General features: G+C 62.4%; 11 protein-coding genes. 7 read left to right on the forward strand and 4 right to left on the reverse strand.

The genetic code is table 11. The features are described 5' to 3' along the window. Positions 1–33: 33 nt before the first annotated feature. The 7 genes from CR152_RS05165 (at position 34) to CR152_RS05195 (ending at position 8,169) form a co-directional block, all read left to right on the forward strand. On the forward strand, positions 34–1,824 hold the full coding sequence (locus CR152_RS05165) for an acyl-CoA dehydrogenase C-terminal domain-containing protein (RefSeq protein ID WP_099873963.1): 1,791 nt from the start codon (positions 34–36) through the stop codon (positions 1,822–1,824). A 155-nt stretch (positions 1,825–1,979) separates the two neighbouring features. After that, on the forward strand, positions 1,980–4,376 hold the full coding sequence (locus CR152_RS05170; protein WP_099873964.1) for a 3-hydroxyacyl-CoA dehydrogenase/enoyl-CoA hydratase family protein: 2,397 nt from the start codon (positions 1,980–1,982) through the stop codon (positions 4,374–4,376). A 61-nt stretch (positions 4,377–4,437) separates the two neighbouring features. Further along, positions 4,438–4,884, forward strand: a complete 447-nt coding sequence (locus CR152_RS05175) for a PaaI family thioesterase (protein ID WP_099873965.1) — start codon at positions 4,438–4,440, stop codon at positions 4,882–4,884. A gap of 43 nt (positions 4,885–4,927) precedes the next feature. Then, a complete protein-coding gene (locus tag CR152_RS05180; RefSeq protein WP_099873966.1) occupies positions 4,928–6,124 on the forward strand; it encodes an acetyl-CoA C-acyltransferase in 1,197 nt (398 codons plus the stop codon). 73 nt (positions 6,125–6,197) lie between these two features. Continuing rightward, positions 6,198–6,977 (forward strand): enoyl-CoA hydratase, encoded by a 780-nt coding sequence (locus CR152_RS05185; protein ID WP_099873967.1) that lies wholly within the window; start codon positions 6,198–6,200, stop codon positions 6,975–6,977. Positions 6,978–7,181: 204 nt separating this feature from the next. Then, complete coding sequence (locus tag CR152_RS32680; RefSeq protein ID WP_157778328.1) at positions 7,182–7,364, forward strand: hypothetical protein; 183 nt, start codon at positions 7,182–7,184, stop codon at positions 7,362–7,364. A 364-nt stretch (positions 7,365–7,728) separates the two neighbouring features. After that, complete coding sequence (locus CR152_RS05195; RefSeq protein WP_099873969.1) at positions 7,729–8,169, forward strand: hypothetical protein; 441 nt, start codon at positions 7,729–7,731, stop codon at positions 8,167–8,169. A gap of 63 nt (positions 8,170–8,232) precedes the next feature. On the opposite strand, the gene CR152_RS05200 is transcribed toward CR152_RS05195, so the two are convergent. The 4 genes from CR152_RS05200 to CR152_RS05215 form a co-directional block, all read right to left on the reverse strand. After that, positions 8,233–10,854 (reverse strand): hypothetical protein, encoded by a 2,622-nt coding sequence (locus tag CR152_RS05200; RefSeq protein ID WP_099873970.1) that lies wholly within the window; start codon positions 10,852–10,854, stop codon positions 8,233–8,235. Between the two features lie 96 nt (positions 10,855–10,950). Beyond that, a complete protein-coding gene (locus CR152_RS05205) occupies positions 10,951–11,892 on the reverse strand; it encodes a lipase secretion chaperone (protein ID WP_099873971.1) in 942 nt (313 codons plus the stop codon). A gap of 5 nt (positions 11,893–11,897) precedes the next feature. After that, positions 11,898–13,226 (reverse strand): sphingomyelin phosphodiesterase, encoded by a 1,329-nt coding sequence (locus tag CR152_RS05210; protein ID WP_099873972.1) that lies wholly within the window; start codon positions 13,224–13,226, stop codon positions 11,898–11,900. A gap of 55 nt (positions 13,227–13,281) precedes the next feature. After that, entirely contained in the window at positions 13,282–15,291 is a 2,010-nt protein-coding gene (locus tag CR152_RS05215; RefSeq protein WP_099873973.1) for a neutral/alkaline ceramidase, read from the reverse strand. Positions 15,292–15,321: the final 30 nt, after the last annotated feature.

Below are 15,321 nucleotides of genomic sequence, written 5' to 3' on the forward strand. Positions count from 1 at the left end.
GGTCACCAACCATACGTTCGTCAGGAGAAAATCATGGGTCAATACGTCGCGCCAATTCGGGATATGCAGTTCGTGCTGCACGAGTTCCTCAATGTATCCGACGAATTGAAGCAGTTGCCTAAATTCGAAGATGTCGACGCCGACATCATCAACCAGGTGCTGGAAGAGGGTGCCAAGTTCACGCAGGACGTGCTGTTCCCGCTGAACCACTCGGGCGACCGCGAAGGTTGCCACTATGATGCGGCGACCAAGTCGGTGACCACGCCAAAAGGCTTCAAGGAAGCCTACAAGCAGTATGTCGAAGGCGGCTGGGCTGCGCTCGCGTGTGACCCGGAATACGGCGGCCAGGGCTTGCCGGTCGTGCTGAACAACTCGTTCTACGAAATGCTCAACTCCTCCAACCAGGCATGGTCGATGTACCCTGGCCTGTCGCACGGCGCCTACGAGTGCCTGCTGGAGCACGGTACCGACGAACAGAAAAAAACCTACCTGCCGAAACTGGTCTCGGGCGAATGGACCGGCACCATGTGCCTGACCGAATCGCACTGCGGCACCGACCTGGGCATGCTGCGTTCCAAAGCGCTGCCGCAGGACGACGGTTCGTGGCTGATCACCGGCTCGAAGATCTTCATCTCGGCCGGCGAACATGACGTCGCCGAAAACATCCTGCACCTGGTGCTGGCACGCGTGCCGGACGCACCGGAAGGCTCCAAAGGCATTTCGCTGTTCCTGGTGCCAAAATTCCTGCCGAACGCGGACGGCACCCTGGGCGAGCGCAATCCGATTTTCTGCGGCGCGATCGAAGAAAAAATGGGCATCCACGGTAACTCGACCTGCCAGATGAACCTGGACGGCGCCCGCGGCTGGATCATCGGCCAGCCGAACAAGGGCCTCAACGCCATGTTCGTGTTCATGAACGCCGCCCGCCTGGGCGTGGGCATGCAGTCGCTGGGCCTGACCGAAGTGGCGTACCAGAACGCGCTGGTGTATGCGAAAGACCGCATCCAGATGCGCAGCCTGTCGGGCGTGAAAGCGCCTGAAAAGCAAGCCGACCCGATCATCGTGCACGCCGACGTGCGCCGCATGCTGCTTACCGCCAAGGCCTACGCCGAAGGCGCGCGCGCATTCACTTCGTACGCCGCGCTGCAGATCGACCGCGAACTGCACCACCCTGACGAAGAAGTGCGCAAGGACGCGGCCGACGAAGTCGCGCTGCTCACGCCAATCATCAAGGCCTTCATCACCGACAACGGCTGGATCGCGACCTCGGAAGCGATGCAGGTCTACGGCGGCCACGGCTACATCTCCGAGTGGGGCATGGAGCAGTACGTGCGCGACGCGCGTATCAACCTGATTTACGAAGGCACCAACACGATCCAGTCGCTCGACCTGCTGGGCCGCAAAGTGTTGATGGACAACGGCGCCAAGCTGCGCAAGTTCGGCGAGAAGATCAAGAACTTCGTCGAAGAAAACGGCACCGACGAAGCGCTGTCGGAGTTCATCACGCCGCTGGGCGACCTGGGTGACAAGGTCACCAAGCTGACCATGGAAATCGGCATGAAGGCGTTCCAGAATCCGGATGAAGTGGGCGCGGCGGCGGTTCCTTACCTGCGCGTTGTCGGTCACCTGATCTACAGCTACTTCTTCGCGCAGATGGCGAAGATCGCGCTGGCCAAGCAAGACTCGGGCGATAACTTCTACAAAGCCAAACTGGCGACCGCGCGCTTCTACTTCGCCCGTCTGCAGCCTGAAACGGCAATGCTGATCCGCCAGGCGCGTTCCGGCTCGGCCAACCTGATGGCGCTTGACGCCGACTTGTTCTAATACGCCAAGTGCTCCCCGCACTCCCGTCGCCCCCGCGCAGGCGGGGGCCCAAGTTCGTACCGTATCGACGAACTTGGGTCCCCGCCTTCGCGGGGACGACGGCTCAAGCGGCAGCGGGGATACGCAATCAGTAATCTGGAAAACAAAGGAAAGCCATGACCAATTTCATCATTAAAAAAGTCGCCGTGCTCGGCGCTGGCGTGATGGGTGCGCAGATCGCTGCCCACTGCGTCAACGCCAAGGTACCGGTCGTCCTGTTCGATCTGCCTGCAAAAGAAGGCAACAAGAACGGCATCGTCCAGCGCGCCATCGACAACCTGAAAAAACTCAGCCCTGCGCCACTCGGCAACAAGGACGACGCAGCCCTGATCGAAATCGCCAACTACGAAGACAACCTCGAGCTGCTGGCCGGCTGCGACCTGATCATCGAAGCGATCGCCGAGCGCATGGACTGGAAGCACGACCTGTACAAGAAGGTCGCTCCGCACATCGCGCCAAACGCGATCTTCGCCTCGAACACCTCGGGCCTGTCGATCACCACGCTGTCCGACGGCTTCGACGCCGAACTGAAAGCACGCTTCTGCGGCGTTCACTTCTTCAACCCGCCGCGCTACATGCACCTGGTCGAAATCATTCCGACCGAGTCGACCAAGCCTGAAATCGTCGACCAGCTCGAAGGCTTCCTGACCACCACCCTGGGCAAGGGCGTCGTGCGCGCCAAGGACACCCCGAACTTCATCGCCAACCGCGTCGGTATCTTCGGCATGCTGGCGATCATCCACGAAGCCGAACAATTCGGCCTGACCGTGGACGTGGTCGACGACCTGACCGGCGCCAAGCTCGGTCGCGCCAAGTCGGGTACCTTCCGTACCGCCGACGTGGTCGGCCTGGACACGATGGGCCATGTGATCAAGACCATGCAGGACAACCTGGCCGACGATCCATTCTTCGCCGTCTACAAAACCCCCGACGTGCTGGCCAAGCTGGTCGCCGCGGGTGCGCTCGGCCAGAAAGCCGGCGCCGGTTTCTACAAAAAGGTCGGCAAGGACATCCAGCGTCTCGACTTCGCTACCGGTGACTACGTCGCCGGCGGCGGCAAGGCAGCCGACATCGTGGCCCGCATCCTGAAAGAAAAGGATCCGGTCAAGAAGATGAAAGCGCTGCGCGAATCGACCAACCCGCAAGGCCAGTTCCTGTGGGCGATCTTCCGCGACGCCTTCCACTACATCGCCGTGCATCTGGGTTCGATCGCCGACAACGCGCGCGACGTCGACTTCGCCATGCGCTGGGGCTTCGGCTGGAACGTCGGTCCTTTCGAGACATGGCAGGCGTCGGGCTGGACCCAGATCGCCAACTGGGTCAAGGAAGACATCGACGCCGGCAAGGCACTGTGCGCGGCTCCATTGCCGGCATGGGTCTTCGAAGGCCAGGTTGCGGAGAAGGGCGTGCACACCGCTGAAGGTTCGTTCTCGGCGTCCAAGAACGCCTACGTGCCGCGTTCCACGCTGGCCGTGTACGAGCGCCAGCCGTTCCGCGCACCGGTGCTGGGCGCCGGCGCTGCCGACGGCAAGACCGCCGGCGTGACCTTCCACGAAGACGACTCGGTGCGCATCTGGCACCAGAACGACGACGTGCTGATCATCTCGCTCAAGACCAAGATGCACGTCATCGGCGAAGGCGTGATCAACGGCCTGAAAATGGCGCAAGCCGAAGCCGAGAAAAACTTCAAGGGCCTGGTCATCTGGAATACCGACGCAGCCGAAGGCGGTGCCTTCTCGGCCGGCGCCGACCTGCAATCGGCACTGCCATTATTCATGCAAGGCGGCGCCAAGGCCATGGAGCCAGGTATCGCGCTGCTGCAGGATACCTTCATGGCGATGAAGTATTCGAACGTACCGGTCATCGCCGCGGTGGCGGGCCTGGCGCTGGGCGGCGGCTGCGAAATGGCGCTGCACGCATCGAAGCGCGTGGCTTCGATCGAATCGTACATCGGCCTCGTTGAAGTGGGCGTTGGCCTGATTCCCGCCGGCGGCGGCCTGAAGGAAGCGGCTGCTCGCGCTTCGAATGAAGCCAAGGGTTCGGACATCCTGCATTTCCTGAAAACGGGCTTCACCAATGCCGCTACCGCCAACGTGTCGAAATCGGCGCTGGAAGCGAAAGCGATGGGCTACCTTAAAGAGGACGACGTCATCGTCTTCAACCCGTACGAACTGCTGCACGTGGCGAAAGTCGAAGCGCGCGCGATGTTCGACGCCGGCTACCGTCCTCCGATGAAGAAGACGATCACCGCGACGGGCCGCTACGGCTGGGCGACCATCCGTGCGCAACTGGTCAACATGCGCGACGGCGGCTTCATCTCCGCCCACGACTACAAGCTGGGCGACATGATCGCCGAGATCGTGACCGGCGGCGACATCGACCAGGGCAGCCAGTTGAGCGAGCAGTGGTTCCTCGACATGGAGCGCAAGGCATTCCTCGAACTGCTGAATCATCCGAAATCCCAGGAACGGATCATGGGCATGATGCAAACCGGTAAACCGGTACGCAACTGATCGACCGGCAATGTCGATCCTGACCCTGGCGTTCAAATTTCTACTGCGAGTGAGGCCAAGCATGGTGTATGACCGTATCAAGCAGCAAATGATGGACACGCTGCCGTTTGTGCGGCTGCTGGGAATCCGGATCGACGCAATCGGCAATGGCACCTCCGAGGTGTCGATGCCGGCCGACCCGAAACTGAACAATCACCTCGGCACGCAGCACGCCGGGGCGCTGTTCACCCTGGCCGAAACGGCTTCCGGCGCGGCCATGGCCGGCGCGTTCGCCGACCTGATTCTGGGTCTGCGTCCGGTGGCCAAGGAGTCGCGTATCCAGTACCAGAAAGTGGCCAAGGGCGCGACGCGCGCCAGCGGCCGCGTTCCGGGCGATATCGCGGCGCTCAAGGCTGCCTTGAGCACGGACGGCAAGGTGGCGTTCCCGGTGGAAGTCGACGTATTCGACGAACACGGCACGCTGGCGGCGCAGGTGCAGGTCGACTGGTATTTGTCCGAAAAACGGTGAATCAGCATCCCATTTCGAACCACAGAATTTTTGAGAGAACACTATGAGCAAACAACTTCAAGACGCATACATCGTCTCCGCTACCCGCACCCCGATCGGCAAGGCGCCGCGCGGCATGTTCAAGTCCATGCGCCCGGACGACCTGCTGGTGCGCGCGATCCAGTCCGCGATGGCGCAAGCGCCCGGCCTCGATCCTGCGCTGATCAACGACGCCATCATCGGCTGCTCGTTCCCGGAAGCCGAACAAGGTTTTAACATCGCCCGCATGTCGGTGCTGCTGGCCGGCCTGCCGAAAACCGTCGGCGGCGTCACCGTCAACCGTTACTGCGCATCCGGCATCACCGCCATCGCCATGGCCGCCGACCGCATCCGCGTCGGCGAAGCCGATGTGATGATCGCTGGCGGCGTCGAATCGATGTCGATGGTACCGATGATGGGCCACCACCCATCGATGAACATGAATATGTTCACCGACGAAAACGTCGGCATGGCATACGGCATGGGCCTGACCGCGGAAAACGTGGCCAAGCAGTGGAAAGTGACGCGCGAGCAGCAGGATGCATTCTCGGTCGAGTCGCACCGCCGCGCCATCGCCGCGCAGCAGGCTGGTTTCTTCAAGGACGAGACCACCCCGGTCGAAATCATCACCCGCACGCCTAACCTGGCAACCGGCCAGGTCGACATCAAGACCCGCACGGTCGATACCGATGAAGGCGCACGCGCCGATTCGACCATCGAATCGCTCGGCAAACTGAAGCCGGTCTTCGCGGCCAAAGGCACCGTCACCGCGGCCAACAGCTCGCAGATGTCCGACGGCGCCGGCGCGCTGCTGATCGTCAGCGAAAAAATCCTGCGCGAGCATAACCTGACCCCGCTGGCGAAGTTCTCCTCGTTCGCGGTGCGCGGCGTGCCGCCTGAAATCATGGGCATCGGCCCGAAAGTGGCGATTCCAGCGGCATGCGCCGCCGCCGGCATCACCCAGGACCAGCTGGACTGGATCGAACTGAACGAAGCGTTCGCCGCACAGGCGCTGGCGGTCATGGGCGACCTGGGTCTGGACCCGTCCAAGGTCAACCCGATGGGTGGCGCGATTGCGCTGGGCCATCCGCTGGGCGCGACCGGTGCGATCCGCGCCGCGACCGTGATCCACGCGCTGCGCCGCAATAACCTCAAGTACGGCATGGTCACGATGTGCGTCGGTACCGGCATGGGCGCGGCAGGCATTTTCGAACGCGTATAAGCGTCGGTTAAAATAATGTCATCAAGGGCGCTGCGGTTTAACCTCGGCGCCCTTTTCACTTTTTGGAGAATACATGGATATTTTGACGAGCAAGGCCGACGGCATCCTGACGATCGAATTTAACCGCATCGAACGCAAGAACGCGATCACCGGCGTGATGTACCAGGCCATGGCCGATGCCCTGGTCGACGCCGAGAGCGACGACGCGGTGCGCGCCATTCTCATCGCCGGCAAACCCGAGATTTTCACTGCCGGGAACGACCTGGACGACTTCATGAAGAACTCCAAACCGGTCGAAGGCGTGCCGCCCGAAATGCGCCCGGTATTCCAGTTCATGCGCGCTCTCTCCGGCAGCAGCAAGCCGGTGGTGGCGGCGGTGTCCGGCGCGGCGGTCGGCATCGGCACCACGCTGCTGATGCACTGCGACCTGGTCTACGCGGCCGACAATGCGAAGTTCTCGATGCCGTTCTCGCAGCTGGGACTGTGCCCTGAATTCGCATCGAGCCTGCTGCTGCCGCAATTGGCGGGGTTCCCACGCGCGGCCGAAAAGCTGTTGCTCGGCGAAGCGTTCCTGGCGCAGGAAGCCTACGACATGGGCCTGGTATCGAAGGTGCTGCCGCTGGAAGAACTGCGTCCGTACGCGCAGCGCCAGGCGGCCAAGCTGGTGGCGCTGCCAGCGGCCTCGATCCGCGCAACCAAGTCGCTGATGAAGCGCTCGCGCACTGCGGCCATCAACGAGACCATGGGCGCCGAAAACGCCTTGTTCGGCGCGATGCTGCTGGCGCCTGAAGCGAAGGAAGCGTTCACCGCGTTTTTCGAAAAGCGCAAGCCGGATTTTTCCAAGTTTGCCTGAACCGGAAGCGGCGCACAGCGTGCCGACACGTAAAGGCCGGATCCGGCCGATGATCAGGAGTTGGTCGATCTGGGTTCCAGCGACCAACTGGTGTGCCCAGCGAGCGCGTCGGCCCACAGTGCGATCAGGCTCGATAGCAAGGTACCGCCTATCATGCAAACTCCGGCTGATTTTATGCTAAAGTCGCCGTATTGGAGAAGCATCATGAGCCACATCTTGCTCAACGAACAATCACTGCAATCTGAATCGCACGATTTAGAGCAGGATAAGTACCGCCGACAGGAACAGTCGCGTTGGCTCGTCACTGCTGGGCATCGCTCGCTTGAACAAAATTCCTTTATCCCCCAAGAAGTTGTAGAACGGTCAACATACACTTTTAAGGGATGACTGAGCGCGAGCAGGTTGCAGTCACTCCAGCGTTAGTCGAGCTTGTTCTCGCAGCTGTCCAAAATAAAGGTGTGCTTGTAGGCGGGCAGGCCTTGTCGGTCTGGTTAGATGTATTCGGCCTTCGTTCCTACGCGACTTGCGCCCCAATAAGTATCGATGCGGACTTTCTTGGTGATCGCGACCTGGTCGAAGCAATCCATCAGAAGATACCCGGAAGCACAGCGAAACTCCAACTAAGGTCGGCGATTTCCAGGCTAATTGGCGTTGTCGAAATACCGATTACACCTGACAAGTTCATGTCAATTGACGTCATTGAAAAGTCCCGCCGCTGAGTGTCCGGCACGTCTTTGAGCGCGCGATCGAGATGCGCCAAGACAGCGGTCAAACCTATCTCGTCCTCCATCCGGTAGATCTGCTCACCAGCCGGGCTTATAATTTACGTACGTTCGAAAAGAAACAGACGGAGAATGGTGTAGAGCAGTTGCGGCTGTCATTGCAAGTTGTCAATGCTTACTTAACGTCCGCGCTAAGTGACCCCAGCAACCTACGGGCGGTACTGCGTATTATTGAGGAAATAGTTCGGCTGGCGAAGGGGCCCTGCGGGGCGGCAGCCAAGGCTTACGGAATCGATTTTCTAACGGCAATGCCGCTTGATCTCGTCGATAGCGCTGGATTCCAACGTACGCGCCGTGGCCAAATAGCGCTAGAGCTGGCTAAAGTGAAATGCCCCGGTTACTTAGTCGAAACCACACTTGCACAGGTCCCTGACGTTGATGAGTGCACAGGTTCTGACGAGTCCTTGTAAGGTGAACCAGGGCTAATTACCGCCTTCCAAGTTCGCCTGAGGCGCAAGCGGCGGTGTGGTAATTCAGGCGAGGAGTTCCTCCCGGTCTTGCGCAGCCCCGTCGTCCCGCCAGTCGCGTGCGAGAACGGTGGCGACCTCGTAATCGTCGTGCTCCCGATGGCGATACATGTCGATACCAACCGCATTTGCCAACACCTGGCAGAAGGCGTGAAATTCGCGTACCAGCGATTCCGGCGCCGATGCCGGATAGACCTCGAACATGACCAGCCGGTCGCGTTCATCGATTGCCACCAACTGGCGCGCCAATACCCTTCCGGCGGCGTCGCGCGCATAGATGACCTGTTTGTTTGCATCGAGCAGGCAGGCCACCGCGGAATAGTCGAAGTACCCGCCCAGCCCGAGGCAACTGCCCACGTAGGTTCCAAGCATCAGGGTTTCGAGAGGATCCGTTTCGATCGCCAGACGGATGCCGTGCGTGCCTTCGCCTGTAGGTGCCGGCGCTTTCCCGCACCACAGGTCGGCGTTGATGCGTGGATGGCGCGCGAACCACGCGCGGTTGAGCGGATGGTCGAGATAGGCGTGCGTGCGACCCTGGCCGTGCTCCAGCAGGAAGCGCCGTAGTCCCTTGCGATTGTCATCCACGCCAGCGAGCAGGCGCACGGCATGGCTTGCCGCGCTCGATTGCCCGCGCAGATTGAAAGGCATGTCGATGCTGCGCCAGATATGCCATTCGAGCGCCGCCAACAAGACAGTCGGCAATCGCGCCAGACTCACCCGGCAGTGACGCGCGATCTGCTTGTCGGTGAGTGTGATTTCCCCTTCAATATGGTCGCGCAGGCGGCGCGGTACGGGGCTATTCAGGCCGACTTCGATGCAAAGCCGGTAAAGCGTGCGGCACGCTTCATAGGGCTCGGCATGGTCCCAGTTGGTGGTGAACCACGCGGCATGCGATGTCTCCGACAGGAACTGGCGCCGCCGTTCGTATCGCAGGCATCCCAACAGCCGCGCGGTGCGCATCAACCGTATCGGCGACGTCGAAAAAAGCCGCAGCGTAAAAGCCGGCCAGCATTGGGTAAGACTGAACAGGCCGTATCGGATCAAGCGGGCGTCATTGTCGCGACGGCAGGCGCGTTCGACCATCAGCCAGGTCTGCTCGCCGGTTGCGGCAAGCTGCCGCCAGCCCTCGACCGGCAAATTTCGCGCCATTGATGACAGCACGGCGTCGCCATCGGCCGTGGCTGAAAAGGGCGGGCGGCACAGCCGTTGCTGGAGCGGTAGCAGATACCGTACGCTCTCGCGCAAGCTGTCGACATCGTCCCAGCCGGATGCGTGGCTGCGTAACATGCGCACGTACTTTACCTGCCACGGGCCTGATAGCGCAATGAGGCCACGGTGCCACTCGGGGAAAATCGCCGCATAGGCACGCCATCGCCTGGCGTTTTTCTCTTCGTCTTCTTCATCCGATTGGATGTCTTTGAATATCGCCATCCACTGATCGGCGGCATCCGTGCCAAGCTGTTCCCAGCAAGTTTCGCGCAGCACGTGGTCGAATCCAGGCAATTTGCCGCAGTTTTCCCAGGCGATCAATTCCCAGAACTGTCCGTCCGTACCCACCGCACGGCTCATGCGGTCGATGTCCGCCATCGGAACATGCGCGCAATTCTTGTCGGTGAACAGGTAGGCACGCAGGGTGGATATCCGATTCGCATCCGTGCACCGTTCGGCGAGGAGGCAGCCGCACAAGGTGTAGGCGGCACTGACCTGATGGCTCAGATTGGAGAGCAGGGCATTCACGTAGAGGTCGAAACGCTGTTCGTCCGCGCTTGCGGCGTCGAGCTCCATCAATTGGGTGACGCTTATTGCGTCGCATGGCAGCAGGCAGGCGCGCTGCGCGAGCACTGCCCTGAGAAAGACGATCTGGCGCGTGGGTGGCAGATGCAGGGCCAGCATCGCCCACTTGTGCGCACCTGGGGCAAGCGCGCACAAACGGGCGGGAAGCACCAATTCCACGCCTTGCTGCGGGCTGCCGAGGCCCCGCCAGACATGGAGCCAGGCCAGCAGCGTGTGTGCTGGCGCCATCCGCAAGGACCATGCGAAGGCACGCCGGAATGCCTCTGGAAGCGCGGGCCACTGGGCCGCTTCGATGCCTGCGCCATGCGCGAGCAGTGCGCAAACCGTCGGTGCCTGATCCGGGCCGGGGAAATTCAATAAAGGGTGGCCGTGCGCGTCAAGGCAAGGCAGGTGCGCAAAATCATGGCGCGCGAAAAAGCCGTCAAGCAGGCGGTGGTCGGACAGCCATGCGGATATATCGAGGATTGGTACCGGCTGCTTCGGCGGCTGGTATTTGGTGCCACGAAAAGCGCGCGGATGCGCCGCGGTGGCCGGCGGTCGCGCTGCCGGCGCCACGCGCTGCGGCATCGGCAATGGGGCATGGTCGCGTGTCCGCGTCAGCGTATGCCAGAATACGCGCCAGAACGCCGGCCACACCGGCACAAGTTCGCGTGCCGCGCACAGGCTTTGCCAGTCCGCCAGCAAAGTATCGCGCTGCGGATAGAGCGCGAGTGGCAGACGTGCCAACGGGACGCAGCTCAGTAGCGTGTCGATGCCGTCATCGGCCGTGTGGCTGACCCATGCGGTCAGACCATCGCTAGCGCGCTGCAGATGAATGAGGACGGCGCAGTTCATTGGTTGACAGCCCATGGATAAATCCGGTCACGATCGGTTGATGTGCTTGGTGCCGGATGTTATCAGGCTATTCGCGCGCAAGTACACCGCCGATTCTCAATGGAAATGCTTTTGCCGCAATTGGTCGAGCCTGGCGAGATACGCTTGATCGCCCGCGTTAGGATATTGGCGCTGCAGCGCCGCCAGCTCGTCGGCGTAGGCGTTTCGCTGCGCTTGCTGTTGCTCGCTACGCCGTTCCAGTTGAGAGATATCCTGCGCCCGCTCGCGCGGGAAATGCCGCGCGAGCAAACGATCCCGCAGCTGGTCCGCCGCCTGTGCATCGCCGGCGTCGAGACGGGCCAGGCCTAGCTCGATGCGGTATTGCCCCATCGGCCCTTCCGCGGCGCGAAGGTCGTCATAAAACGCCCCGTAATGCTGGCCGCGCAAATCTTCCACACGGGCCAGGCGCGCCGCCAGCGACATTGCCGCCGCCTCGCCGGCGGCGAATTCGTTGACGGCGGCGGTAAAGCCGACCTGCGCCTTCTCGCGCCCGAACCACGCCTGCGCCTCCTCGCGTCCCATCGTTGCTTCGCGCAGCGCAGTCAAGCGTTGCAAGCGCTGCGACAGTGGCGTGTCCATGTCCTGCACCAGGCGCGCTTGTGCTTCCTTCACGGCGGGCAGGCGCTCGATGGTGCGCGATGCGAGCGCCGCCGCGCGCGAGTCCGGCCAGGCGGCGATCGCATCGCGCAGCCAGCGTTGGCAATCGTCGATCCCGAGTGCGGCGCATTGCGCCTGGCCCGAGCGCCACCAGTCTTGCAAGCGTCCTTCGCGCAGCATCTGCGGGCCATTCGCTGCGAGCGTCGCAGCTACCGCCGCGCGCCGCTCCATGCCCGACGCGCGCGGACCAGGCCTGCCTGCGGCAGCGGCTGGTGCCGCAAACGCCACCGGCGCGGCCGGAGGCGGCGTGACCGAATCGGGCGCCGGCTCCGGCCCCGCGAAACAGGCATAGACGGCCAAAACAGCCGTGGCCAATGCGGCAGCCAGGATGGCGGTGCGCATCCGGCTCAGAAGGCGAACAGGCCGGCCACCGGGAAGTGGTCCGACAAGTCATGCGCGTACCATACCTCCTCGCGCAGGCTGCGCAGGATGCGCACGTTGTTCTCCTTGCGCACCGGCTGCCGATTGTCGTTCGCCACCAGGATGTAGTCGAGGTATTCGGTGGTGCCGCCGGACACCACGCTGGTGGCGTTGACATTGACCGCCGCGTCGTACGTATAGGCGTAACCGGTGCTCGCCGGCGCCGATGCGCGCAGGATCGACTGCATGCGCGCGTAATCGTCCGGGAACTTGTACTTGTTGATATTCATGTCGCCGGCGATCAGCAGCGCGTCCGCGGCGGGAATCTTCTTGCTGTCGAGCATGGTGCGGATTTTTCCGAGGGCATCAAAACGCGCCTGGCGCGCTTCATCGCTATCGGTGGAGGGCGCATGGGTATTGCTCAGGTGGTAGGCTTTGCCATGCTTAAGGATCTGGACATAATTGGCGCCCTTGTTGGCCAGGCAGTCCGAGCCGACGCAGCGGTCGAACACGATGGTATCGTCGGCCATGATCGGCCAGCGGCTGAGCACCATGGAGCCGCCGTTGAGCAAGATGTTTGAAGGAATATCGACCAGGCGCGACTGATAGGGGAAGGCGGCGCCGACCTTGGCGAGGAAGCGCGTGCGGCAGTCATTGTCGAAGATTTCCTGCAGCGTGACCACGTCGTAGCCGGCCAGATTATCGGCGATCTCGTCCAGCCGCGCGCAAATGTTGTTGGCCACCACGGGCAATGCCCACACGTTATAGCTCAGGACCTTCAATTCGTCGGCCCCGCTGGCCGGCTCGACCGTGTTCTTGTTGTGAACCACGTAGTGGACATCGTCGTAACCGCCGGTGAACTTGGCGCGGTAGGAGGCTACCGACGCCTTTTGCGCGAACGTGGTGTCGCGCTGATGGACGTTGCGGTCGCCATACCATGGATCGTCGAAGCCGGCGCCGCGTGCGGAGTGCCACAGATTGCTCGAAACGAGCGTGCCGGTCAGCTTCTGGCGCAGCACCATGCTGCTGTCGCCACTGCTCACGGTGGTGTCGAAATAGAACGTCTTGCCATTGGTGATGCCGACATTCCGGTTCATCCACATCACACGCCGGGTTGCATAGGCGGGAATCACGTTCGCTTCGCGTCCCCAGCTGCTACCCAGCGCAAGCTGGGCGTCACCGCTTTGACTGACCTGGACCGTTACCGGGGCGGCGGTGGTGTTGGTGACATACACATATGTTTCGGCGTGCGCCGCGTTGCCAAACAGGGTGCCCAGGCACAGGCAGGATAGAACAAGACGTAAAACGTGCGGCATGCTGATCTCCGGTGGTTGAAAATGCAGGCTCGATGGGCCAAAGCGAGGCAATTCTTTAGTTGACCTGAAACGTGCGGCTGATGCCGGTCAGCGCGCGGATGCTGCCGTCCCAGCCATTCTTGTAGTTGCCGTCATGCCGGATCCGGTATTGGCCGGTGGCGGCATCGGCGGGAATGTCCCACGAAATGGCGGCCTTGGAGCTTCCCCACACCGGATCGACCCTCACCCAGCGGTAAATGGTGCTCCAGTCGCCATCGGTGGCCACGGTGCGCCAGGCGGCGCCGTCCCAGCGCTGCACTTCAAGGAAGGTGCCGTTCTGGCGCAAGTCGTTTTTCGGGTGCCCGGTCCAGAACTCGACATCGACCCGCTGGCCGCGCACGTAGCTGGCATTGGCTTGGCGTACCACGTCGCCAAAAGCCTTGAACAGCGGCGTGTTATCGAGCACCACGCCGGTCTGGAACGACAGCTGCTTGTCCGACAGGTCGCGCGTGGACGCGCTGGCATGGGCCGGCAAGCCTTGCCGCATCGCCGTGGCCAGCTCGTGGTAGCTTTGCTGGTAGGCGCCCAGTGTCCATTTGCCGAAGTGGGTGGAGGCGCCTTCGTAGTGCTGGGCGTCGTATTCCTCGGGCGTGGTGATGTAGCCGGAATACGCGTTGGCATAGCCGGCAATGACGACATGCCTGACGCTCTCGCCCAGCGCGGCCTGGACGGTCTCGCGTATGCGGCGGCCAGCCATGACGGTCAGCTCTCCGGGTGCTGCCACGATCGCCAGCTGGCCAATGCGCACGATCGACACCGGCAGCACTTCCGGCGACCAGGGCACGGGCTGCTGCACGCCTGGCGAGAGCAGCACCGGTTTGACGCCGTGGCAGTCGCGCACCCATTGCGGCGCCGGCGTGAGGATGCCGCCAAGCGCCTGGAAGAAGGGATTGCCGGCCAGGTCGCCTTCGTTGAATCCATCCAGGCCGCGGCCATCTTCCGTGCCGGCCGCGAACGCGGTGCCCAGCGCCGCCGGGCAGGTGCCGCGCGCGTGGCCGTCGGCAAAACTGGCGGCCACGCTGACGCGCGAAAAATCGATGAAGCGCTGGCGGTAGTCCAAGGTGCCGGCCAGCGGCTCGAGCGCGCCGTTGTAGATCGCCAGCGCCTTTTGCAACTGGCGCTCGCCGATGATGCGCGTGTTGTCGAATTCATTGCGCGTGGGGCCGGTCCCGTCGAGGTTCAGGTTGGGCGTCATGTCGCCCGCGTTCGACTGCGCGAAGGCCGCGACGAAATCGCCGTCCGCGTTATAGCGCACGCCTTTGAGGTCATGTTCCCAGCGCCAGGCCGCATAGCCCTTGTTGTCGGGGCTGAGCAGGCGGTTGTTGGGGGCCATCGATACGCCGTGCGTGGCGAACCAGCTGATGACGCCCACATCATCGGCGCCCTGCCTGAAGCGCAGCACCGTCATGTCGGGGTCGATCGGGCTGTTCCAGCGCGCGCGTTCGGCCAGCGGATTGCGCTGGTAGGCGGGCAGCGAGCGGTTGTTGCTGGCATCGGTCAGCTGGCCCTTGCCGATGGCGATGGAGCCCGGTTTCAAGTCGCGGTGCGCCTTGTCGATGGCGGCCACGATGCCGCTGACGATGGCGTCGAAGCTGCGTTTGTTGTAGCCGTAGGTGGTGATGTTATACAGCGCGTAGTGGGAAAAGCCACCCGACCCGGCGTGCGTATGGGTGGCCGCGAGGATCACGTTGTCGGCCCCATACAGGCTGCCGTACCTGGCCCGCAACTGCTTGAGAACCGCCTGCTGCACGCCCTGGAACACCATGCCCAGGTCGTTGTTGACGAAGATCATGCGCTTGCCGCTGGCCTGGTCGGCCACGATGAAGGCGCGCGCGCGCTGGCGCATGTGAATGCCGGCGCTCACCTGCGAGAGCGAGGCGTAGCCCATCATGCCCACTTCGGCGGCTTCGCCGGTGATGTCGGACATGCCGCGTCCAACCATAAAAGGATCGGCGCTGGCCGCGCCGCAGGTCGCCGCCAGCGCCATGGCCAGGGTCAAGCGCCGGAAAGGAATGTTCGATGCCATCGTTGTCTCCTTTGTACTGGTTGGGATTGA

Source organism: Massilia violaceinigra (genome assembly GCF_002752675.1).
GTDB classification, from domain to species: domain Bacteria; phylum Pseudomonadota; class Gammaproteobacteria; order Burkholderiales; family Burkholderiaceae_D; genus Telluria_A; species Telluria_A violaceinigra.

Coding starts and splice junctions, on each gene's coding strand:
- CR152_RS05165 (WP_099873963.1), top strand. CDS start 34: ATGGGTCAATACGTCGCGCCAATTCGGGATATGCAGTTCGTGCTGCAC.
- CR152_RS05170 (WP_099873964.1), top strand. CDS start 1,980: ATGACCAATTTCATCATTAAAAAAGTCGCCGTGCTCGGCGCTGGCGTG.
- CR152_RS05175 (WP_099873965.1), top strand. CDS start 4,438: ATGGTGTATGACCGTATCAAGCAGCAAATGATGGACACGCTGCCGTTT.
- CR152_RS05180 (WP_099873966.1), top strand. CDS start 4,928: ATGAGCAAACAACTTCAAGACGCATACATCGTCTCCGCTACCCGCACC.
- CR152_RS05185 (WP_099873967.1), top strand. CDS start 6,198: ATGGATATTTTGACGAGCAAGGCCGACGGCATCCTGACGATCGAATTT.
- CR152_RS32680 (WP_157778328.1), top strand. CDS start 7,182: ATGAGCCACATCTTGCTCAACGAACAATCACTGCAATCTGAATCGCAC.
- CR152_RS05195 (WP_099873969.1), top strand. CDS start 7,729: ATGCGCCAAGACAGCGGTCAAACCTATCTCGTCCTCCATCCGGTAGAT.
- CR152_RS05200 (WP_099873970.1), bottom strand. CDS start 10,854: ATGAACTGCGCCGTCCTCATTCATCTGCAGCGCGCTAGCGATGGTCTG.
- CR152_RS05205 (WP_099873971.1), bottom strand. CDS start 11,892: ATGCGCACCGCCATCCTGGCTGCCGCATTGGCCACGGCTGTTTTGGCC.
- CR152_RS05210 (WP_099873972.1), bottom strand. CDS start 13,226: ATGCCGCACGTTTTACGTCTTGTTCTATCCTGCCTGTGCCTGGGCACC.
- CR152_RS05215 (WP_099873973.1), bottom strand. CDS start 15,291: ATGGCATCGAACATTCCTTTCCGGCGCTTGACCCTGGCCATGGCGCTG.